General features: G+C 58.7%; 15 protein-coding genes. 4 read left to right on the top strand and 11 right to left on the bottom strand.

Translation table 11 applies throughout. The features are described 5' to 3' along the window. Positions 1 to 4 precede the first annotated feature (4 nt). From BUE15_RS05880 to BUE15_RS05860, 5 genes are all read right to left on the bottom strand, one after another. The gene (locus tag BUE15_RS05880; protein ID WP_073282083.1) at positions 5 to 2569 is read right to left on the bottom strand and encodes a M56 family metallopeptidase; all 2565 of its coding nucleotides are present in this window, start codon (positions 2567 to 2569) and stop codon (positions 5 to 7) included. Beyond that, positions 2569 to 2979, bottom strand: coding sequence for a BlaI/MecI/CopY family transcriptional regulator (locus BUE15_RS05875; RefSeq protein WP_073282081.1), 411 nt, complete (start codon positions 2977 to 2979; stop codon positions 2569 to 2571). Before BUE15_RS05875 ends, BUE15_RS05880 begins: the two co-directional genes overlap by 1 nt. A 176-nt stretch (positions 2980 to 3155) precedes the next feature. Beyond that, positions 3156 to 3530, bottom strand: coding sequence for a dihydroneopterin aldolase (gene folB, locus BUE15_RS05870; protein ID WP_073282079.1), 375 nt, complete (start codon positions 3528 to 3530; stop codon positions 3156 to 3158). A 124-nt stretch (positions 3531 to 3654) separates the two neighbouring features. Further along, positions 3655 to 4689 (bottom strand): DivIVA domain-containing protein, encoded by a 1035-nt coding sequence (locus BUE15_RS05865; RefSeq protein ID WP_073282078.1) that lies wholly within the window; start codon positions 4687 to 4689, stop codon positions 3655 to 3657. Between the two features lie 135 nt (positions 4690 to 4824). Beyond that, positions 4825 to 5751, bottom strand: coding sequence for a WD40 repeat domain-containing protein (locus tag BUE15_RS05860; protein WP_073282077.1), 927 nt, complete (start codon positions 5749 to 5751; stop codon positions 4825 to 4827). 170 nt (positions 5752 to 5921) lie between these two features. Between BUE15_RS05860 and BUE15_RS05855 the strand changes: the two genes are divergently transcribed. Together BUE15_RS05855 and BUE15_RS05850 are read left to right on the top strand one after the other, a co-directional pair. Next, entirely contained in the window at positions 5922 to 6566 is a 645-nt protein-coding gene (locus BUE15_RS05855) for a 4'-phosphopantetheinyl transferase superfamily protein (RefSeq protein ID WP_073282076.1), read from the top strand. A gap of 96 nt (positions 6567 to 6662) precedes the next feature. Then, complete coding sequence (locus BUE15_RS05850; protein WP_073282075.1) at positions 6663 to 7271, top strand: redoxin domain-containing protein; 609 nt, start codon at positions 6663 to 6665, stop codon at positions 7269 to 7271. Positions 7272 to 7353: 82 nt separating this feature from the next. Here BUE15_RS05850 and BUE15_RS05845 read toward each other — a convergent pair whose 3' ends face one another. From BUE15_RS05845 to BUE15_RS05820, 6 genes are all read right to left on the bottom strand, one after another. Next, on the bottom strand, positions 7354 to 8229 hold the full coding sequence (locus BUE15_RS05845; RefSeq protein ID WP_073282073.1) for a transglutaminase-like domain-containing protein: 876 nt from the start codon (positions 8227 to 8229) through the stop codon (positions 7354 to 7356). 144 nt (positions 8230 to 8373) lie between these two features. Continuing rightward, entirely contained in the window at positions 8374 to 10101 is a 1728-nt protein-coding gene (gene poxB, locus BUE15_RS05840) for a ubiquinone-dependent pyruvate dehydrogenase (protein WP_073282071.1), read from the bottom strand. Positions 10102 to 10893: 792 nt separating this feature from the next. Next, a complete protein-coding gene (avs2, locus tag BUE15_RS05835; protein ID WP_139252148.1) occupies positions 10894 to 15555 on the bottom strand; it encodes an AVAST type 2 anti-phage system protein Avs2 in 4662 nt (1553 codons plus the stop codon). A gap of 45 nt (positions 15556 to 15600) precedes the next feature. Continuing rightward, positions 15601 to 17229: an acyl-CoA carboxylase subunit beta gene (locus tag BUE15_RS05830; protein WP_073282067.1), complete on the bottom strand. Its 1629-nt coding sequence runs from the start codon at positions 17227 to 17229 to the stop codon at positions 15601 to 15603. A gap of 211 nt (positions 17230 to 17440) precedes the next feature. Continuing rightward, the gene (locus BUE15_RS05825) at positions 17441 to 18445 is read right to left on the bottom strand and encodes an MlaD family protein (protein WP_073282065.1); all 1005 of its coding nucleotides are present in this window, start codon (positions 18443 to 18445) and stop codon (positions 17441 to 17443) included. A 63-nt stretch (positions 18446 to 18508) separates the two neighbouring features. Beyond that, the gene (locus BUE15_RS05820; RefSeq protein WP_073282275.1) at positions 18509 to 19225 is read right to left on the bottom strand and encodes an N-acetylmuramoyl-L-alanine amidase family protein; all 717 of its coding nucleotides are present in this window, start codon (positions 19223 to 19225) and stop codon (positions 18509 to 18511) included. Between the two features lie 196 nt (positions 19226 to 19421). Between BUE15_RS05820 and BUE15_RS05815 the strand changes: the two genes are divergently transcribed. After that, positions 19422 to 22319, top strand: a complete 2898-nt coding sequence (locus BUE15_RS05815; RefSeq protein WP_139252147.1) for a putative LPS assembly protein LptD — start codon at positions 19422 to 19424, stop codon at positions 22317 to 22319. A gap of 154 nt (positions 22320 to 22473) precedes the next feature. Then, a complete protein-coding gene (panB, locus tag BUE15_RS05810; protein WP_073282062.1) occupies positions 22474 to 23289 on the top strand; it encodes a 3-methyl-2-oxobutanoate hydroxymethyltransferase in 816 nt (271 codons plus the stop codon). Positions 23290 to 23361: the final 72 nt, after the last annotated feature.

Here is a 23361-nt window from a genome sequence, read left to right as displayed (position 1 = left end):
CACTCTACTCACTCACCGAAATCTGAATATTGCGGTTGGATCTGCTGCCGCTGGTGTTGGCTGGCACGTCCAGCAGCTTGCGGTACTTGGCCGCCATTTCCGCCGACTGCGCCTGGCCGTTCACGCGCAGGCCGCTGTCGTTGAGCTGAAACTGGAAGCTTTTCTCGTCTTTGCCCAGCAGCCCGTCTTTGCGCAGCTCTTCCCGAATGCGGCCCGAGTCGATGCGGGGCGGGGCCGGCGGGGCGGGCGGAGCCAGCGGCATGCGGGGTGCGCGCGGAGCCCGGGGTGCCGGCGCAACCGGAGGAACGGGCGGAACCGGCGGCAAATCGGTGCTGCTGCTGGTGCTGGTGCTGCTGCTCGACGACTCATTGATGGTGAAGCCGCCCGTGCTGCTCAGCTTCTGGCCTTTGCGCTGCTCATACAGCTTGAGGTATTTGTTGAGCACGGCAGCTGGCTGCTTCTTGCCGTTCACCGTGAGCGAGTTGCTGCGGAGCGAAAAGCTGAAGTTGCTCCGGTCCGTAATCAGCTTGTCGCGCAGCATTTCCGCCACAAAGGCATCCTGCAGCACGCGGCTGCCGGCAGCGGCCCGCCGGGCCTCTCCTGCTGCCCGGCGGGATTCTGCGGCGACCCGCAACCCTTCCCGGTGTGCTTCTTCCATTTCGCGGTGCGCCTCTTCCATGTCCCGATGGGCTTCGTCCATGTCGCGGCGGGCTTCCTCTTGCTGCTCGCGCAACTCCTGGCGGCGCTCCGTTATCCGCTCCCGCTCTTCCCGGATGCGCGTACGCTCTTCGTCCGTTTTGGCGTTGCGCTCGGCTTCGCGCAGGCTCTGCTCGGCCTGCTGCAGCGCCCGGCGCTCTATGTCACCGTAAGATTCGCGGCCGCCATCTTCATTGCGGAACGAGAAGGTATAGTTGCGGTTGGTCTGGCGGCGGGCCGCATCTACCTGCACCCGCACGTCGCGGCGGATGCGGTCCATCTCCTCCCGGGAAATGCCCGGTGAGCCTTCGAAACGGAAGTTACGGCCAAAATCGTCGCCGAAATTAAAGCTGAAGCCCCGTCCATCCGTGCCGTTCCAGCCCTCCGGGTTCACCCGGATTACTTCGGTGCGGGTGTCGGTCTTCTTGCCTTTCTTTTTCGGGGCAGCGGTAGCGCCTTCCACACGGCGGCCATTCACATACAGGTCAGTCAGCCGGCCTTTTTTGTCTTTCTCGATAACCACTGTGCCGGGGCCACCCCGCCGGGGGCCGTTCTGGTTTACCACCACTACCCGCTCGGTGCGGCTGCGCTTGGCTTTGCGCTTTTTGTCATCGTCGGCTGATGGCGCGGCGGTGGCATCAACTGGTTCTGCTACCGCCAGCTCTTTGGGCATCAGGTCGGGGGCGGGCGGCGCCGCTGGGGCGGGCTGCACTGCCGCAGCAGGTTGCGGGCTGCGGGCCGTGTCGTCTTCGGTCAGGAAGGGCAGGCGCTGCAAAGAGCCTTTCAGGTTATTCTCCTCGGCCACCGGCTGCGGGTCGGCCAGGGCTACGGCCGTGCTCAGCAGCACCATCCCCCCCAGCACTACACAGGCCGCCATAAAGCCTTCCGTGAATGTAGGCGTGCCACGGCCCTGCACCAGCCGCCGGATGCGGCCCAGCAACGAGCCATTCGGCCCTATTGCCGACATAGCCAGACGCGGTGCGGCCTGTGGCTCCAGGGTCCGTTCGGCCAGCGCGGCCAGGGCGCGGGCCAGGGTCAGCGGGTTGCCGCCTACCAGTGCGGTGGCATCGTCGTCGCAGCAGTTTTCGCGCTCGGTGCGCAGGCACGCCGAGAGGAACCACACGGCCGGATGGTAGAAAAACAGCGTTTCGGCAATAGCCTGCAACAGGTTCATGAGGTAGTCGCGGCGCGCTACGTGGGCCAGCTCGTGGGCCAGAATAGCTTCCAGATACAGCTGGCTCAGGCCCGTAGCGGTGCCCAGCGGCAGCAGAATCACGGGACGCAGATGGCCCACTACCAGCGGCGCTTTCACCAGCGCCGACTCCAGCAGGGCCACCGGGCGCTCCAGCCCGGCCCGGGTGGCCAGGCCAGCCAGCCGCTGCTGCCATTCTTCGGCCAGGGGCTGCACGCGGTAGTGGCGCAGGCGCTGCACATAGGCCAGTCCGCCCAACAGGCGCAGGGTCATGGCCAGCAGGCCCAGCAGCCACACGGCCACCAGCACCGGCAGGTTCTGGTCGAAGTAGTTGAGCCAGGCCTGCATCGAGCCAGCCGGCGCGGCAGTAGCCATGGCCGGAGCAGCAGCCAGCTCCAGCGTGTGCCCCGTTATGGTGTCAGCGGTGCTGACTGCAGCCGGAGCTGCCTGAGTGCGGGCGGCATGGTAGTGCCGTGCAAACGTGACGGCCGCCAAGCCCAGCATCACAATCAGCGCTACCGCCGAGACATTGTAGCGTACGGCGGCGCGGTGGCGGCGCAGCAGTAGCAGCAGGCCGGCCAGCGCCAGCGCCACTACGGCCCCCTGCCAAAGTGAGTGGACCAGCGTCCAGCCCAGTGCGCGCACCAGCGCGGGAGAAAGTACCTGTTCGAGCCAGTTCATTAGTCTGCGGTGTTAGGAGTGGTATCCTGCTGATTCTCGATGTCATTGAGCAGGCTCCGGATCTGGGCCAGCTCCTCCCGCGACGTAGTGCCGCTGCCCAGGGCCTGCATTACCAGTTTCATGGCCGAGCCCCCGAAGGCGGACTCCACAAACCGGTCGAGCAGCAGGCCCTGCGTTTCTTCTTCCCGCACCGCTGCCCGGTAGATGTGGGTACGGGTTTCATCCTCGCGCAGCACCAGCGTCTTGTCGAGCATGAGCTGCAGAATTTTGAGCGTAGTGGTGTAGCCAACGTCGCGCTTCTGGCTTAGCTGGTCGTTCACGAACCGGACCGTGCTGGGGCCGTGCTGCCACAGCACCTGCAGAATCTCCAGCTCCGAATCGGTGGGCTTGGGAATGGGTTTGTTGCTCATACTAATCGGGGTAGGCGTGTTACGAATTGATTCGTATGTCAAACATATACGAAGCCTGTCGTAGATGCAACTTTTATCTACGATTTTTTTCGTAACACTCACACAAATGTAAAAAAGCCGACTTGAAAAGTCAGCTTTCTATAAGATTATCAACACACTACCTTAGAAGTACAAGGCTAGCTACTGGGCTTGTCAGCACGGCGGCGCGTGAGCGTCACCCGCGCCCGGTTGCAGATTCCTCCCAGCGGCGGGTTGAACTTCGATACGCTCACTTTCACGGAGCGCACATGCGGAAACTCAATCAGCACCCTGTCCAGCACGCGGTGGCCGAGGTGTTCCAGCAAGCGTGCCGGCGCTGCCATTTCTTCGGCCACCACGCGGTAGAGCACCTCGTAGTTCACGGTTTCCTGCAGGTTGTCGGAGGCCCCGGCCGCATGCAGGTCCGTCCGGATGTAGAGGTCCACGCCATACTTATTCCCGATTTTCTGCTCCTCGTCGTAGTAGCCATGGAACGCGAAAAACTCCATTCCTTCCAGTGCAATCTGGCCCATAGGGTGCGGTGTTGAAATAGTAAGTGAAAGTGAAGCTGCAAACGCGGCGACTGGCAAAGCAACAAAAAAGCCCGCCCCGAAAGGCAGGCTTTTTTCGCGTGAGGCACTTTAGTTGAAGTCCGCCTTAGATTTCGTCGAAGAAAGACTTCTCGGCGGGTGCTGCTACCGCCATACCGGGCTGGCCGGGATGCGTAACGGGCGAAGGCTGATTGATTTCGGGGTGGCCAGGGCCTACCGGCCGGATATCGGGAGCTGGCGGCTCTACGCGGGGGGCATCTGGCTCAGGCACCTGCGACGGCGCTGGCGGGTCGATGTGGGGAGCAGGCGAAAGACCAGGATTTTCGGCCGGAGCACCGGGCCGCTCAATCTCGGGGCCGGGGGCATGAGCCGGGGCGCCGGGGTCGGGCTGCTGGCCAGGCTTGGGGTTGTAGCCGCCGGGCTGGGTTGCCGCAACTTTGGGTTCAGGCGCGGCGGATGCGGCCGAGCCGCCAAACGAAGCAGCCGAAGCACCAGCTACTGCCGCTACCGATGAAGTGGAAGATATATTGACAAACATAGGAGCATTGGTTTCGGGTGAATCGGAAGATTGTCGATTCACCTTTACGCTGGCCGCCCGCGAAAGGATGGCTGCGGTACTGGCTTTGGGCCGGGCCTTGGCTTTCTCCACTTTGTCCAGGGCATCGGAGGCCAGGTGATGCAGGTCGCGCACGAGGCCATCAAGCTGGGCTTCGAGGCGCTGGCACTCCTGGCCCAGGCCGCTTACTTCCTTCTGCATTTCGGCCACTGTTTTTTCGGCCTGCTGGTAGGCATCCTCCACCACGGCGCGGGCTTTCTGGCGCGCATCGGCCAGCAACTGTTCGGCTTTCAGCTGGGCCTCCCGAATCCGCAGTTCGGCGTCGCGCTGGGCCTGCTCCGTGATGCTGTTGCCGGTGTCTTCGGCCGTTTTGAGGGTGCGGTAGAGGCTGGTTTCTACCTCGCGCATCTTGCTCACGTCCTGGGTGGCGTGGTCCAGTTTCACGCGCAGCTCGCGGTTTTCGTCACCCATCCGCTCCCACTGCTGCGAGAGAGTGAGCAGAAACGCCTGCACTTCGTCTTTGTCGAGCCCCCGAAAGGCTTTTTCAAAGGTCTTCTGGCGGATATCGAGGGCGGTGATTTTCATGGGAATGGGTAGCTAAAGGTGAGGAGCCGGAAGCTGGAACAAGGAAAGGCAGGCAACTGAACAGACAAAAGCAACTACGAGTGGCTCGCGCCGGATTCTTGTGTGACTCTAATGCCGCCGCTGCCGCGCTTCTGCTCAGGTCAGCTCCCAGACGCCCAGGCTCCGGTCGTCGCTACACGAAACTAGCCTATTCTGCCGTCCCGGCCAAAACAACTTATTCACGGAGGTGCCGTGCCCGGCGTGCCGCGCCTTGTCTACCACCCGTAGCAGGGCCAGGGTTTCGGCATCCCATAGCTTGATGCTTTTGTCCATGCTGCAGGTGGCCAGCAGGGCACCATCGGGGCTGAAAACGAGGTGGTTGATGGTGAACAGATGCGCCACAATGCTGCGGTGTTCCGCGTAGCCGGCGGCCACATCCCAGGAGCGCAGGTGGGCGTCGCGGCCGGCCGTGAGTAGGTAGCGGCCATCAGGCGAATAGCCCGCCGTGAAGATGGAGTTAGTACCGCCTTCCCACTCCTGTTTCAGCTGCAACGAATCGGCATCCAGAAGGCGCAGGCGCCAGTCGGAGCCGCCTACTGCCAGCTCGCCCCGCTCCTCGTGCAGCGCCAGGCAACGCAGGCTTTTGTCAGAGAGCTTCAGCAGGCTTTCCACCTTGAAATCAGTAGCACGGAGTATGGCCAGCGTTCCGTCGCCAAGAGCCACGTATAGGCGCTGCCGAGCTTCAGAATACACCATGTCGAAGATGGCGGCCGGCGGTAGCGCGGTGGCAAATACCAGCTTTTTCTCGGCCAGATCAATGGCCTGAATTCCCTGAAAGTTGTGACCGATGACGAGCAGATTTCGCTCGGGCAGGTGCCGTAGCGCGTACACCGAGTTTTCCACTTTCGCCACCAGCGCGCCATCCTGCGCAGCCTCATCAGCGTGCCAGACAGCCACCATGCCATCGGCGCCGGCCGAGTAGAACGTATCGGCGCCGGGCGTGCCGGCCAGGGCATACACACAATCGAGGTGGCCGGTGAGGGCGGCGAGCTTCTGAACCTGCGGGCGGTGGAGGAAGGGCATGGAAAAGTAAATCTAGAGCGGCAAAGGTAGCAGTAGCTGCTGTGCGCCGCTTGGGAAGAATCTTGTTCAGGCCGCGTGTTTATCCAAAACTGTTTGCTTTACCCCTCTCAAGTTCGGCGCAAGCGCCGGCAGCGCGCTACCTTTATCCATACACACTACCGACTCTGGCTTTGCCGCTTCATTCCCTCTCCCCTATTTCCAGCCAGGCACTGCTGGGGCTGTGGCAGCTCACGGAGCCGGCCGAAATGCTCTGGCCCCTGCTGCCCGATCTGCTGCACTACACCGCCCGCTTCCCCGATGGCCGCGACGAAACCCGCGCCCGGCAGTGGCTGGCGGGCCGGGTACTGGCCCACCGCCTGTTACAGGAGCTGACCGATATGCCGGCCACCCTCAGCAACGATGCCAACGGCCGCCCGTACTTCGAGCAGCTGCCGGGGTTGGGCGTGTCGTTGTCGCACTCCGGCGAGTGGGTGGCGGCCGTGGTGGCGCGGGGCGCAGCCGTTGGCACAGATATTGAACTGGTGCGCCCCAAAGCGCAAAAGTTGGCGCCGCGGTTTCTATCGGAAGCCGAACGGGCCGACGCCGGCAGCGAAGCAGTGAAGCATAGCTTATACTGGAGTGCCAAAGAAACACTCTATAAGCTGCATAGCCGCCGGGGCCTGGTGTTCAAGGAGCAAATCGTGCTCGACCCGTTTGGGCTGCGGGAGGCAGGTGTATTGACGGGGCACCTGCTCCTCGAAAACTCCCGCAGCCAACACCAGATCCACTACCAGCGCCCCGCTCCCGATTACATCTTAACTTACTGCGTAGAGTAGCTGAGTAAGGGAGTAATTGAGCAGGTTTTTTGTCGAAATCTGCTACTTCCTTACTCCTCTACTCAGCTACTCTCTTACTCAGCCACTCTCCTGCTCATGTCTTTTCGCCGAATCTCTGTCATTGCCGCTGCGGCGCTGCTGTTTTGCACTGTAGCCGCGGTAGGCGTGGCCCGCGCCCAGGGTAGCCGCTCCGTGAGCGACTTCAGCCTGAAAAACGGCGCCAACACCGAAGTAGCCCTCAAAAGCTACGCCGGCAGCAAGGCGGTAGTGGTGGTGTTTCTGAACTCCAGTTGCGCCTACTCCAAGCTCTACCAGAACCGCCTGTCGGCACTGAGCGGGCAGTATAGCAGCCGGGGCGTGCAGTTTCTGTTCATCAATGCGCCCATCAACCTCGAAGCCAGCACCGACTTAGGCGAGGCCGAGAAACTCAAAATAAAGGCCACCGCCGACCTGCAGCTGCTCACCGACGAAGGCCAGAAAGTGAGTGGCCTGCTGGGCGCCACCAAAACGCCCGAAGTGGTGCTGCTGCAGCCCGCCGCCGACGGCTTTGCGGTGCGCTACAAAGGTGCCATCGACGACAACCCGCTGGTGGAAGGCGACGTGAAGGAGCGGTATCTGCAGCAGGCCCTCGACAACGTGCTGGCCGGCCGCCCTGCCGGTGTGGCCGACAAGCGCGGCGCCGGCTGCCTCATCAAGCGCAACTAGCCGCCCTCCAATTCAGCACCAAAAAGCAAAAGGCCTGACTACCGCACGGTAGCCAGGCCTTTTGCTTTTTGAGTAACTCCATCTATTCTTCGCCTTCCGGCGCGTCGGTGGTGGGCTGGTTCTCATCCGTGAGGATGGCCAGCAGCTGGGCCACTTCGGCCGCTTTGGCGGGTTCCTGCAGCTTCTCGAAGCTCAGTTGCAGATTGCGCAGGGCGCGCCGCAGGATGTCGAGGTGCGAGCAGGGCTCGTAGAAAATGTCGTTGGAGGTCAGGTTGAGCTGCGCGATGTAGTGCTCGATGTCGGTGCGGGTCAGGATGAGGCCGCGGTTGTAGCAGTTGATATAGAAAGACTCAATTAGTGGCGTTTCGGGGCGGTAGGTCAGCACAAACAGGTTGGGCAGGTTCACGCCGAACACGGGCAGCTTGAGGCGCTGGGCCACCAGCAGATAAATCACGCACAGCGTGAGCGGGTTGCCGCGCCGGGTTTCCAGCACGCGGTGCAGCATGGAGTTGGCCGGCGAGTGGAAATTCTGGGTGTTGGCCGCAAACTTGTGCGTCCGGAACAGTACGTGGTTGAGCACCTGCACCTGCTCGGTGGGCAGCATATCGGGGCGCAGCAGCGTCCAGACTTCAAACCGCAGCTGCTCGATGGCGCGGTTGAGGCTCTGAAAATCGGCATCGGGATACTGAAACGAGTTCAGCAGCCACATGCCTTCCAGCAGGTTTTCGCCGCCCGAGTCGCGCCACACGCGCAGGCGCTGCTGCAGGCCCTCAAACTGCAGATGATGGATCAGGTCTTCGAGGCGCTGCTGCTGCTGCGGGTCCAGGGTTTCTTCCCACGATTCTTCCAGAAACGGAATGATACTCTCGCCCAGCGTCTGGATTCTCTCCTGAATCTGCGGCGCGACTTCCGGGTCGTCGAGCAGGGAGATGAGGGCTTTAATTTCTTTGTTGGTCAAGAGAAGAGGTGCTTCGTATGGAGGTCGGGTTCGGCAAATAAAAGCAACCGACACGGTTTCCCGGCCCCGGTTGCCCAAAACTAACACGTTTAGCAGGCCAGATTGTTCAACCAGGCCCGCAATACGGCCAGCAGTGGCGCGGGCCTACCGCAGCAGGTTCGTTTTGGCCAGCTCCAGAATTTCGTCGCCGCGCCCGCTCATGATGGCCTTCAGGGCATAGAGGCTGAAGCCTTTCACCTGAGCGGCCTCAATCGTGGGCGGCATGGAAAGCTCGGCGCGCTTCACCACGGCATCCAGAATCACGGGGCCGGGGTGGGCCAGCATGTCGGCAATGGCCTGGGGCAGCTCGGCGGGGTCTGCTACTCGGATGCCGCGCACGCCGGCCGCTTCGGCCAGGGCCGCGAAGTTGGGATTCTCCAGCTCGGTGCCGTACTCCAGAATGCCGGCCGCCTTCATTTCCAGCTCCACAAACCCCAGGCTGTTGTTGTTGAAAATAACGATTTTGACGGGCGTTTTCAACTGTTTCAGCGTCAGCAGCTCGCCCAGGAGCATGGCAAAGCCCCCGTCGCCGGCCAGCGCAATTACCTGCCGGCCCGGATATGTGAGCTGCGCGCCCAGCGCCTGGGGCATGGCATTGGCCATGCTGCCGTGGTTGAACGAGCCGATGAGCCGGCGCTGGCCGTTGAAGCGCAGGTAGCGCGCCGCCCAGATGGTGGGCGTGCCCACGTCGCAGGTAAAAATGGCGTCTTCGGCGGCCTGCTCGTTCAGCAGCCGGGCCACGTACTGCGGGTGCATGCTGGTGTCGCCGGCCTCGCCGGTGGCCAGCTCGTCCAGGTCCTGGCGGGCGGCGCGGTAGTTTTCCTGGGCCTTCTCCAGATGCGCCCGGTCCTGCTTGTGGTTGAGCAGCGGCAGCAGCGCCTGCAGGGTGGCCGCCACGTCACCGACCAGCCCCACTTCGATGCGGGCCCGGCGCCCGATATGCTCGCCGCGCACATCAATCTGCACGTTGCGGGTTTCCTGCGGCAGAAACTGCGTGTAGGGAAAGTCGGTGCCCAGCATGAGCATGGCGTCGGCGTCCATGAGGGCATGGTAGCCGGAAGTGAAGCCCAGCAGGCCGCTCATGCCCACATCATAGGGGTTGTTGGGCTCCACGTATTCCTTGCCGCGCAGGGCATGCACTACCGGAGCGCCCAGCATTTCGGCCACCTGCAGCAGCTCGGCGTGCGCCCCCGCGCAGCCTGCTCCGGCCATGATGGTGACGCGGGAACAGGTGTTGAGCAGGTCGGCGGCGGCGCGTAGGTCTTCGAGGGCGGGCACCAGCGTGGGGCGGCTGCGCAGCACGGGCAGCCGCGGGGCCGGAGCTTCGGCTTTTTCGTGGCTGATGTCGCCGGGCACCACCAGCACGGCCACGCCGCGTTGCGTCAGGGCCGTCTGGATGGCTATTTCGGTGGTGCGCACGGCCTGGTCGGGCAGGCTGATCAGCTCACAGTAGGCGCTGCACTCTTTGAACGTGGTTTCGGGGTGGGTTTCCTGGAAGTATTGCGTCCCGATTTCGATGCTCGGAATTTGGGCCGCAATGGCCAGCACCGGCACGCGGCTGCGGTGGCAGTCGTAGAGGCCGTTGAGCAGGTGCGTATTGCCGGGGCCGCAGCTGCCGGCGCACACGGCCAGCGCGCCCGTGAGGTGGGCTTCGGCACCGGCCGCAAAAGCGCCGGCTTCCTCGTTGCGGACGTGTATCCACTCGATGCCATCCCGCTTCCGGATTTCTTCGGTGATGCCGTTGAGCGAGTCGCCTACCACGCCGTACACGCGCGTGACGCCGGCCGCCACAATAGTGTCTACTATAATTTCAGAAACGGTCTTCTTCGCCATCGTCTTCAGGTTAAGTCCGAAGGCTATACGCGCTGCCCACTGCCACGGACGACGCGCCCGGCACCTTATGGCCTCACACCAGCATAATCTGTCGGCAACACGCAGGTCATGTGCCGGCCAGACCTTTGCGCCAGTCAACTGCTACGCAAACATGGGTGGGTAGCAGCTACTGGCGCAAGGAAGTCCCGGCGGGTGGCCGGGGCTTTTTGCGTTTCAGGGAGCCGGGGGCGTTACGGCTTCGGAGGGCCCAGGTATTCGAGCAGCCTGTAGTATTCGAACTGCTTGCGGACGCTGTGAGGTAGGCGGTATCCATGAGGAAAGAAGCCAGGGGCTACAGTTACCGGCAGGAAGTGAGCAAAAACAAATACATCCGGACACTTCCGAAGCGGAAGTGCTCTGAAACAATTGTATCCAGGCACTTCCGGAGCGGAAGTGCTTGAAAACAATTACATCCGGGCACTTCCGGTCGGGAAGAGTTCCGATGTATTCATATCCGCCCTCTTCCTAACCGGAAGCCGCCCTCCCGCAAACGCAGCGGCCCGCCGCACCAAGTGGTAGCGGCGGGCCGGCTTATATGGTTGTAGAGACGCGTGTTCGCGTCTCGTCGTTGCTGATGTTGTTTAACGGGCACGGTGCTGGTCGTTCAACGACGAGACGCGAATACGCGTCTCTACACCGTTCAGGCCAGCATCATTCTGTTTCGGGCTGAAACGGCGAGAGCCCCCGCGCAATTTCATCGGCATTCACGACCTCCCGGCGGCAGCATTCTATAAAGTGAGCGTTTTCACTTTATTACTGAGTCCTCATGGTTTGTATTAGCATATCTTCCTTCTGCCCCTCTTGGCTATTTCTTTCTGAGAAGCAATTTAAGAAACCAACAGGGCCCTGTTGTGACAAAGTATAAGCCCCAGAAAGATTCATGCGGCCATGCCAGCTTCCGCTATGAGGACCAATTATCTGCTTTTCACCGATGACTATCCAACATAGACTTAATTTCTCGCGAGCAAGAAAGTTACGCATAAAGTCTTCACGTAACAGAAGCGCCCCTGGCCCATCTTGGTGAACGGTGGGGTCAAAGGCAACTAACTGGCCTTCGTTCGCAAAGTCAGCTCCAATACCCATCCAATGTAAGTTAAGCGGTGCTATCAACTCTGCGCGTGGCATATTCAGCGAGATGGTTTCATCAAGTGAGCAGTCGAAGGTACCCTGCTCATTCAGATAGTCGAATGAAAAAACCTGCACTTCAACCGGACAGTCGTTCCTCGGCCTGCGCCATAGCTCGCCGTTTTCATAGTCTCGCTGATAATATTTTGATGCTGGCGACCAACCATGTTCTCCTAGAAACAATTCATAAAGGTGCGCTGGCTCCGGCATATCTCTACCCTGTAACTTATCAGTTTCCGCCCACTGCATGAAAGCTGAAACATCTGCTTCCCGGATTAGGTAGCTTCTAGCGATGTACCAAATCTGTCTCCGTTCAACATCCGTTGATTCCAAGTCTGCAGATACCGGTTCCGACCAGTTGAAATGACCATCTAGATTAAGCCAATTAACTCCGTCTTCTGGGCGTTTTACAAGTAGCAGACTTTCGACAGTCGGCAAGTCATGCCATTGAGTTAGCCAGTCTTTGGACTTACCGGGTTCACCCCAAGTTAACTGTAGTTGTGGTGCCCACCAAGCTGGGGTATGTGACGACCAAGAACTAGTGCTGGCAGTGGCCCGAAGGATATTGGAAGGGTCTAAGTTACGCGCTCCTGGTTGCCAGGGACCTTCGTATACGGTTATCCTATCTTCATCCGAGCAGAAGCGTTCATAAAAATGATAATGATCGGCTACATAAGCCATTATCTCATGCAAAGCAATCCATTGGTACTTCTTTCCTATTCGCTCGGTCTTAGCTGCGTGTCGACCACGATAACCTACAGTGTCCTCATCGAAATGACCAAAAAGCTCTGCCGACCACCCCAATTCTAAAACCCGGCCAACGATGTATCGTTTGGCTATGCTTTCATCAAACAGTGGTTCCCGTCGCTCCTCTTGGCTAACTTCAGGCTGGCCTTCAATATCTGCTAGTTGCTGAACATGTTCTGGCGTTAACGTGCTTTCGAGGGTTTGTCTAGTCGATTCAACTTCGGTTTGCTCTTCCTTGGTAAGTGCACCAGCTTTTTTTAACAGTTTCTTGAACTTCGGTGAGTCTCTGAACTTTTGACTAAAGATCCAATGCTCAGCAGTGCCCTTTTGCTGAGCAATCAATTTCTTTAAATGCACATATTGAGCATCACGTAAAACACTTTTAGCCTTTTGAAAAATTTTCCAAGCCCTTTTTTCAGCTCTAGATAAGCGCTGCACGAATTCATCAAGCAGTTCCCTTTTGTCTTTGGGTTTCACCCAATTCGGTTCGCTCAGTGGAATGCTCAACCAGTCATCAAGTTTAGGGTGAATGACGTATCTGCCAAAATCATCGTCCATTACCGAGCTTTTGATGCGGTCATGAGCCCAAGAGCCGTCACCATTCTTCCATTTGGCGGAGGAATCAGGAAATAGTTGGTCTACTTCTTCTGCAGTAGGAATAGTCGGCCAAATGCTATGATAGGGCGGGCGGATGTGTTCCACGTTAATAGCTAAATCTGCACCCAAATAAATAGCCCGCTCAATAATGCCACGCGCGTAGTCGCGCAACAGAATATGCACGGGTGGTGATTGAGCGGCAAAAACGCATGTATATACGCGAGTAGCAAGTTGCTGAATTTCGGTGCGGTCGTGGCTCCGCATCACTGCCCCGTAAGCCGCTGCATAGATGCGCTCTGCTACATACAGGTCATCTACGTCTGCAAATCGTTCAATCAGCTTGCCCGCAGATTCCAGCCGGCCGGTGAGCAAATTAACAAGCGCCTTAGTCGCTCGGTCGCGCAGGAACCGGTTAGAAGTAGTGAACAGCCAAGCTAGCGTAGTAGCGCATAAGTCAACTGCCTGCACGTCAAGATTCGTGGTGACTGTCACTCCTGAAGCCCAATCGACCAATCGGTCTACTGCGCCTTGCGTATCCCACATGTGATGCAAGTAGATGCTCCACCATGCGTCCCGTTCCGGCATTGTATCCTTTCGTAAGCGCTTATCCAGAAACTCCGCATTGAATGGGTGTTCGGGCAGGCTGGCAACGGTAAGAATAGCCTCTAAGGTCTGTTGCGTCTCGCCATCTGTTTCATCAAACTCCCGAAGGGCCTGCCGGGTGGCATCTGAGAAAGCATCTGCTTTTCGCCAAATGATGCTTTGGCGAAAAGCGTTACTGTGCCAGTGAGTTACCACATCAGGAGCCAGTTCGGAGAGTTCCCGGCCAGTGCGTTCGGGTATCTGAATGAACAGTGCTTCCACCGTGCCCTCTCGAAAGCGACTGTGCAGATCGTAAAGCGCAGTTAAGGGTTTGCCAGCTTCAAACGAGGAAGCCGGGTTGGCTACGTCCAGATGCTGGTCAAGCAGAATGTCGGTCAACAGGTGGTCGGCTAGGCGCTCGTACGAGATGTACACCACTTCCTCAGACCCTTGCTCACTGTGCCAATGCGGCGCTTCTTCCGTCAGGACGCCTTCGGCTACCAAGCCGTAGTAAAGTGACTGAGTGTGGCCTCTCCCTGGTAATAGAGCATCCACCACAGACGTAGCGCTATTGAGCGGTAGCCAGCGCTCATCACTGTTGGCCGTTGCCTGAGCAAATGCTTCCAGCGCTTTTCGCACTAGATTTTGCTTGGAATTATAGTCAAGCTTGACCGCTAAGGCTTCGTTTACACCGTCGAGATACAGGTTAAAAGCAGATGTGATGCCGTGAAATCCCCGAGGCAGACGCCGCTGCTTCGTTAGCTTCAATCCGTTACATAGTGTTTTTAAAAATAGCGGATTACGAAACTCTGGTGCCAACAAGGGAGTTGACGGCAGTTCCAAGCCGTAGTGAATGAAGAAGCTCTTGGTGGCGTCGTATTCTAGGCCATCAAAACCATGATGAGTTACCCGATATGCTTGGTCGCGCACCTCAGCGGGCACCAAATGTGCTTCATAAGAAGAGCGTACCGAAAACACGACCCCAAGCCAAGGGGAGCGTAGAACCTGCGTTAAAAACGAGGCTATGTTGCTAGGCCAGATAGCTCGGCCGTTACCCTCATTTATAGCGTCAATAAGTAGCAGTAAGCGGCTGTCAGCAACCTGAGCGGCAGCTTCTAGGGCACCAACTACTTCCTCCACGCTAGCAGTGGCCAAGTCCAGTTGTTGCAATGCCTGCGTCCAAGGGTCGTTGGAGCTGATGAAGCGCTGGCCCATCAACAACACAGTTGGCCGACCCTCGCGGATTCGGTTAGCGGCAACATCGCATAGGAGGTGCGTTTTGCCACACCCAGCTGGGCCACTCATCACCAGCAATTGGTTATTCGCAATAGCAACGGCTTCTTTTAGTCGGCGTCGGGCTTTCGTTAGCGAATTTTGCAGCCGATGGATTCCACTGCGTAAATCCTGGTAGGGATTATGATCCGTCGCGCCGTATTTATCCTGTGCCTGAATTTCTTTAGGCTTAAATTCCTCCGTCAGCAGAAGTTTTCCGATTTCATCAGCTACCTGAAGCGCTTGCGAAAGCTGCTGAATAATAGGCTCAAAAGGCAATTCATCAATGGGCTGTACTTGGATTCGGCCAATGCTGGGCAAAACGTTCTGGATTAACTCTGAGAGCCTCTTATAAGTCTCTCCAACCTCCTGATGCTCCAGCACTTCCTTTTTTGGGTATAGCCGCCGGTAGTTTTCGCGGATGTCTTTAGCCAGTGCCTTAAGCGTATCGAAGAAGCGGGTAGTTCGCCCAAAAAACTCGAATTTTTCTGCTATTGGCAGACTCAGGTTCAACTCCGGTGTATAACGTGCCCCCGCTGTACGGATAGCATCTTTGAGCCGTGTTACAAACCATTCCTCATCAAATGCCTGCGTGTCGAACCAGAAACGTAGCCGGCCCAAGTGAGCCGGTCGGGCTAACATATCTAAAATCTCAGATTCACCCCAGTAGGTGAATTCGACGCTCATTCCTTTGTCCGTTGCCAGTTTCTGCCACTTGCTGACGTATTTTTCCCAAGTCTGCATTGCCGACTGTTTGCCGGGTATTCGAGCGTCAGGCCGGTTGAGCGGCACACAGATAAAATAGTGCACCAAGTTAGGGTGCTTTGCCAACACAGTCTTAACGGATTCGTCTAGCTGCTGCCATTGAGAAGAGCCGAACGAATCAAAATACTTCGACTGCCAACCCCACTCACTGTCATCCTCCAAAATAGCAAAACACTCCACTCCGGCATCGGGAGTACCCTTGCGCACGAAACGTGAATTAGCGGGTCTTTCAATTCGAGCAAGTTGGGCACATAGCTCCTCGAAGCCTTCCATTCGTGCACCATTTAGCGGCCGGATAGCATTTAGGTCGATATTAATTTTACCCATGTAGCAACTAATTAATCGAATGAAATAAAGCCTGAGCTATAGCTCTCACACCTGAATCACGCCCACATTGTATGCCTTTTCAATGGGCGCGTGGTTGGCCATTGAAATACCCTGGGAAATGACCTTACGGGTTTCCAGCGGGTTGATGATGGCATCGACCCAGAGGCGGGCCGCGGCGTAGTAGGGTGAGAGCTGCTCGTCGTAGCGGGCTTTGATGCGGTCCAGCAGCTCCTTCTCGGCTTCGGGCGTGATGACTTCGCCTTTGGCTTTCAAGGACGCTACCTGAATCTGGAGGAGCGTGTTGGCGGCGGCGGCTCCGCTCATTACGGCCAGCTGGGCCGTGGGCCAGGCCACGATGAGGCGCGGGTCGTAGGCTTTGCCGCACATGGCGTAGTTGCCGGCCCCGTAGCTGTTGCCAATCACCACCGAAAACTTAGGCACCACGGAGTTGGCCATGGCATTCACCATTTTGGCCCCGTCCTTGATGATGCCGCCGTGCTCACTCTGCGAGCCCACCATGAAGCCCGATACATCGTGCAGGAACACCAGCGGAATCTTCTTCTGGTTGCAGTTCATGATGAAGCGCGCCGCCTTGTCGGCCGAGTCGGAGTAGATAACGCCGCCCATCTGCATGGCACCCTTCTTGGTCTTCACAATTTTGCGCTGGTTGGCCACGATGCCCACGGCCCAGCCATCAATGCGCGCCAGCCCGCAGATGAGGCTCTGCCCGTAAAGGTCTTTGTAGGGCTCGAACTCGGAGTTGTCGACCAGCCGGTTGATGATGTCCATCATGTCATAGGGCTTCACCCGGTCGGCGGGCAGCAGGCCGTAGATTTCCTTCTCGTCCTGGGCCGGGGCCTGGGGCGCTTTGCGCGAGAAACCGGCCGTGGCCTGCCCACCCATCTTGTCGAAGATGTTGCGGATGTGGTCCAGACACTCCTCGTCGTTGGCGAACTTGTAGTCTGTCACGCCCGAAATTTCGGAGTGCGTGGTGGCCCCGCCCAGCGTCTCGTTGTCGATGCTTTCGCCGATGGCCGACTTCACCAGGTAGGAGCCCGCCAGAAATACCGAGCCGGTACCGTCCACAATCATGGCTTCGTCGCTCATAATCGGCAGGTAGGCCCCGCCGGCCACGCACGGACCCATAATGGCGGCCAGCTGCACGATGCCCATGCTGCTCATCACGGCGTTGTTGCGGAAGATGCGGCCGAAGTGCTCTTTATCGGGGAAGATTTCGTCCTGCATGGGCAGGTACACGCCCGCCGAATCGACGAGGTAGATGATGGGCAGCTTGTTTTCGATGCTGATTTCCTGGGCCCGCAGGTTCTTTTTGGCCGTAATCGGGAACCAGGCGCCGGCCTTCACGGTGGCGTCGTTGGCGACAACCACGCACTGCCGGCCCTGCACCCAGCCAATCACGACGACCACGCCGCCGCCGGGGCAGCCGCCTTCCTCCTGGTACATCCCTTCGCCCGCAAACGCCCCGATTTCTACGGTTTCAGCGCCTTTGTCGAGCAGGTACTCGATACGCTCCCGGGCCGTGCGCTTGCCTTTGGCTTTGTGAGCCGCAATGCGCTTTTCGCCGCCGCCGAGCTGCACTTTTTCCAGCCGTTTCTTCAGCTGAAAGTTGAGTTGCTTGATACTGTCTTCGTTTTTGTTGAATTCGAGGTTCATCTGGTGGGAATTGGGGAGGCAGGGGAAGCGGTAGGTACTTACTTTTTGTTTTCCTGAGCTTGTGAAGGGGCTTACCACGTCAGCAAGCGTCGCAGCAAGATCCTTCGTCAACTCAGGATGACAGATTGTTTGTGGCAGACGGAGCAACAAAAAATCCGCCCCTCGCGGGGCGGATTCAAAGGTAAGAGGATTGCGGGTTTGCGGCCGAGCCCTACTTGAGCGTGGTCTTGGTTTCGGTTTCCGTGACGGTGCCGTTGGGCTTGGTGGTCGTGGTTTCTACCTCCTTCTTGGCCTTGTCCTTGCCGCCCCCAAACACCGAGAAGTGCACGTAGCGCTTAGGGTTGGCCTGGAAGTCGGTAAGCAGCGTGTTGGTGCTGGCGGCTGTGGCGTTGAGGTTGTTGTAGAGCAGCGTGTCGTTCATGAGCTTGCCCAAAGAGCCTTTCTGGTCGCTGAGGGAGCGGTTCAGCGTGGTCATGGTGGCCTGGGCTTCGGTCATGGTGGCGTTGAGCTTGCGCATGGCCGGGCCCACGGGGGCGTCTTTCAGCGAGTCGCTGAGCTGGCTGAAATTGCTGGCAATCCGGTCGAACTTGGCGCTGGTCTTGTTCAGGTCGGCCGTGAGGCGCGCCATGTTGGTCGTTATTTCGTTGATGTTGCGCTGATTCATGATCAGCAGATTTTTCAGGGCCTCGGTGCTGCCCTGCGCGTTTTGCAGCGTGGCCTGCAGGCTCAGGCGCGCATCTTTGTTGAGGAAGCTGTTCACCTTAATCAGCGTCGAATCGACGGTGCCGAGCACGGGTAGCGCCTTGGCCTGGAACGCGTCGGTGATGCTGGCCACGGTGTAGGATTTCAGGTCTTCGCCACCGTCGTACACTTTCGAGTTTTTGCCCAGAAACAGCGTAATGGTTTTGGAGCCCAGCAGCGAGCCGCTCAGGCTGGCCACCGTAGAGTCGCCGACGACTACATCTTTCTGCATCTCCAGCGACACGCGGACCCGGTTGGCCTGCTCCGGCATGAGCTTCATTTCCTTCACCTGCCCCACCTTAATACCGTTCAGAATGACCGGGTTGCCGATGGTCAGGCCGTCTACGTTGTCGTAGGTGGCGTAGTAGGTGCGGTCGGTGGAGAGCAGGTTGCTGCCTTTCAGGAAGTTGAACCCGACGTAGAGCAACACTATGGCCACGATGCCCAACAGGGCCACTTTAATTTCTTTCGACACGGTGGTCTATCGTTGGAGGTGAGATATGGGAGAGGACTGGCCGCTGCGGTAGCGCCCAACGGGTTAATCCCCGTTCATAGCCTCCAATTCGTTTTTATAGTCGCGGAAAGCCCGGTAGATACCCGAGGCCATATACGTCTGATTGGTCTTATCGTTCAAGTACAGCTCTTCCTGCCGGTTGGTCAGGAAGCCCGACTCAATCAAAACCGCCGGCATAGTTGACTTCCAGAGCACCAGAAAGCCGGCCTGCTTCACTCCCCGGGAAGGCCGCTTCACGGTAGTGCGGAACTGATGATCTACTTTCTGAGCAAAACGGATGCTGTTGACGATGTGGGCACTCTGGTAGAGCGAAAACAGGATGTGGCTTTGCGGCGAAGTGGGGTCGAAGCCGTTGTAGCGCTCCTTGTAGTTGTCTTCCTGCAGAATTACGGCGTTTTCGCGCTTGGCCGTGGCCAGGTTGGCATCTGTTTTGTGCGGCCCCATGGTCCATACTTCCGTTCCGTAAGCCGAGGGGCTGCTGGCGTTGCAGTGCACGGAAATAAACAGGTCGGCATTGTGCTTATTGGCAATGCCGGCGCGGTCGGCCAGCTCCACAAATACATCGGTTTTGCGAGTGTATACAACCTTTACGTCGGGCATGCTCTCTTCTATCTGCCGGCCCAGCGCCAACACAATTTTGAGTGCCACATCGGCTTCGCGGGCGTGCGCGCCGGCGCAGCCCCGGTCTTTGCCGCCATGGCCGGCATCGAGCACTACGGTACGCAGGCGGTAGGCCGGCAGCACAGATGAGAATTCAGGATGGGGAACCGGAGCCTCCGGAACCCGGGCGGCCGGTGCGCCGGAAAAACAGACCAGCCCCACCGCACACAAGGCGACAATATTCCGCACAGACTTCGTTAGTGATGAGCAGCGACCCGCTACCTTTGCAAACCGCCACAAAATAAACGAATAAAACTACGTGGCCGCACCCGAGCCTTTGTCCGACTATACGATTATGTTCTGGCCACAGTTTAGCTTGGCGCTTCGGTGGCGCGCACTTGGCGTGCTGGCTGCGCTGTGGCTGCTGATGGCTCCGGCTTATGGGCAGGTGCCTACGCCCACCCGGCGGCCCGCCACGTCCGTGCCCGCCGACGTGCGCCGGCCGGCCCAGATTCTGCGCGCCGACACGGCCCGCTCGGGGCTGCAACGCCCCCGCTCCGGCACTCCCGCCGATACCAGCGGCCTCGTGCGCCGGGCGCCGGGCAGCAGCCCTGACTCGCTGAACGTAGCCGCGGGCGGCCGCAAAGGCAGCGTGGAAACCACCGTTAAGTACGCTGCCAAAGACTCCATCCGGTTTGTGGTAGGCGACAAGAAGGCCATTCTGTATGATGCCGCCACCGTGGACTACGGTGAGATGAACCTGAAGGCCAACCTGATTACGGTAGACTACAGCAACAACCTGCTCACGGCCGAAGGCACGCAGGACTCCACGGGCAAAACCAAGGGCCGGCCCGTGTTCAAGAACGGCGCCGAAACGTACCAGGCGGGCCGCATCAACTACAACTTCAAGAGCAAGAAGGGCAAGATTGCTGATGCCGTGACGCAGCAGGGCGAAGGCTACCTGCATGCCGAAGTCATCAAGAAAAACCAGCTCAACGAAATATTCGGGCGCAACGGACGCTACACAACCTGTAATCTGGAGCATCCGCACTTCTTCATCAATGCCAGCAAGATGAAGGTGATTCCGGGCCAGAAAGTGATAACCGGTCCGTTCAACCTCGTCATCGGCGACATTCCCACACCGCTGGGCTTTCTGTTCGGCTATTTCCCCTCACCCAGCAAAAGCCGCGCGTCGGGCCTGATTATTCCTACGTTTGGCCAATCGACGGACCGCGGCTTTTTCCTGCGCAACGGCGGCTACTACTGGGCCGTCAACGACAACATCGGGGTGCGCGTAACGGGCGACATCTACTCGGGTAGTGAGCAGCAATTTGGCGGTTGGCGCGCGCTGGGCGAGATGCAATACCTCAAGCGCTACCGCTACTCGGGTCTGCTCAGCTACGAGTTTTCGTCGAGGCCGGCAACCCGCCGTGAAACCGATGGCACCACTGCATCCGGCATCCTGCTGCCTCCGAACCGTAAGCCCCAAACGATGTGGCTGCGCTGGAACCATACCCCGACGCCCCGGCCCGGCGGGGGCCGCTTCTCGGCCAGCGTGAGTGCCGGCAGCGCGGAATACAACCAGCAGAACTCCTACGATGTGCGGCGCTACCTCACGCCGGCCTTTTCCAGCAGCATCAGCTACAGCAAACAGCTGCGCAATGCGCCCATCAACTACTCTCTCAATCTGAGTCAGTCCCAGAATACAGGGACCGGCACCATGAGCTTTATTCTGCCCGATGTGAGCGTGCAGGTTGCGCGGCAGTATCCGTATCAGTGGCTGGGCATCACGCCCCGCGGCCGCTACTACGAGCAGCTTTCCTTCTCCTACCAGCTTACGGGCCAGAACACCATCACGAACACGCAGGCGCCGCGCCAGCTTTCCGGCTTTCCGCTGCTGGGCGGTTCTTCTACCAGCAACATCATCCCGATTAAGCTGGACAATATTTCCAAGCTGCTGCGCAACTCGCAAACCGGTATACAGCATCAGTTCCAGATTCAGCTGGGCAGCATCAACTTCCTCAAGCACCTGAACCTGACGCCTTCCATCAGCTATAACGAGCTGTGGTATTTCAAGCAGCTCAACTACAACTACAATACCGAGGCGCAGGCTATTCGCATCGACACCATAGCTGGCTTCAACCGGCTCTACCGCTACTCCGGCGGCCTGAACCTGGGCACCAACATTTACGGCACCGTGGTGCGCAAAGGCACGCGCAAGATTCAGGCGCTGCGCCACAAAATCACGCCCAATGTCAGCTACCAGTTCGCGCCTTCGGCTAACTCCAACTACTTCCAGCGCCAGACGGATATCGGCCTGCCGCTGGGCTATACCCGCGACGCCGCTGGCCGCGTAATTGACCAGCGCACGTTCTCCCGCTACGAAGGCTTCCTGTACGGCGCCCCCAACGGCCAGGCCCAGAGCCAGATCAGCTTCACGCTGCAGAACGCCCTGGAAATGAAGGTGCGCAACAGCAACGATACCACCGGCACTACTCCGTTCAACAAGGTCAGCCTCATCGAGGGGCTGGACTTTGGTATCGGCTACAATTTCCTGGCTACGTTTCAGCCTCTGACTCCTCTTTCGGCCTCTTTCCGGACCCAGGTTGCCAAGAAGCTGAGTATTACGATGAGTGCGTTGTTCGACTTCTATCAGCGCGACACTTCTGGGGTTACTACCGATAAATACCTGTTTGAGCAGGACAAATGGCGGCTGGCTCGCCTGGAAAGGGCCTCGTTGCAGATGAACTACCAGTTCAATCCGGCGGCCAAGCCCAACAAGAAGTCGAACATACCCCGCGCCGTAGCGCCCCTCAACGACCCGGCGCTCGGCAACCCGGCCCCCATCAACCCCTACGAAGACTACGTGGATTTCGAAATACCCTGGGAAATGACCACGGGCTTCTCCATGCTCTACGCCGACCCCGGCGTGCGGCCTACCACTATTCGGTACACGCGGCCCCGCGCCTTCACGTCGGCTTCGCTCAACCTGGGCGGCTCCGTAAAACTCACCAACAACCTGCGCGTCGGCTACACCACCAACTACGACTTCATCAACAAAACTCCGGCCTTCACCTCGCTTGATATTTACCGCGACCTGCACTGCTGGCAGATTACGGGCAACTGGCGGCCGTTCCGCGGCTACGGCCAGGGCTACTTCATTACTATTGCCGCCAAATCGTCGTTGCTGCAGGATCTGAAGCTGAACCGCAACCGTACCTTCCTCAACCGCTAAGCCTGCCCCGGCCTGCTAGGCCGGCTGCACCGACGAGCTTCTGATAGGCCTGCACCGGCTTTTTTCTGAAAAATCTGCAGCTTTGGCTTCTGGTTGTGCCTGCCTCGGCTGCTATTTCGGCGCAACATCCCATTCATCTCCTCAGCCCCTACTCATGTCCCAGCACAAGGAAGTCAAGCTCGTAACCACGCACCAACTGCTGGCTATGAAGCAGCGCGGCGAAAGAATATCCATGCTCACGGCCTACGATTTTTCGATGGCCACCATTCTGGATAGCGCGGGCGTTGACGTGCTGCTCGTCGGCGACTCGGCCTCCAACGTTATGGCCGGCCACGAAACCACGCTGCCCATCACCCTCGACCAGATGATCTACCATGCTGCCAGTGTGGTACGCGGAGTGAAGCGCGCGTTGGTGGTGGTAGACATGCCGTTTGGCTCGTATCAGGGCAATTCCTCGGAGGCGCTGCGCTCGGCCATCCGCATCATGAAAGAGGCCGGCGGGCACGCCATTAAGCTGGAGGGCGGCGCCGAAATCCGCGAGTCTATTACGCGTATTCTCACGGCGGGCATCCCCGTAATGGGCCACCTCGGCCTCACGCCTCAGAGCATCTACAAGTTTGGCACCTACACCGTGCGGGCCAAAGAAGAAGCCGAAGCGCAGAAGCTCATCGAGGATGCCTTGCTGCTTCAGGAGCTGGGCTGCTTTGCGGTAGTACTGGAAAAAATTCCGTCGACACTGGCCAAACAGGTAGCCGAGAAGCTCACGATTCCCGTTATCGGCATCGGGGCCGGGCCGGACGTTGATGGGCAAGTGCTGGTTGTGCACGACATGCTCGGCATCACCAAAGAATTTAAGCCCCGTTTCCTGCGCCGCTACGCCGAGCTCGGCGACCTGATGAGCGACGCCGTGCAGCGCTACACGCAGGACGTAAAAAACCGCGACTTCCCCAGCAAGGAAGAAGCATACTGATTTCAATTAATACTGAGTAATTACTACGTAAAAAGTAAGGCTGCTCATCCGTGCCCCGGCTGCGTTTCAGCG

Source organism: Hymenobacter psychrotolerans DSM 18569, from assembly GCF_900142395.1.
Taxonomy (GTDB): Bacteria; Bacteroidota; Bacteroidia; order Cytophagales; family Hymenobacteraceae; genus Hymenobacter; species Hymenobacter psychrotolerans.
This window is presented reverse-complemented; position numbering and strand designations above follow the sequence as displayed.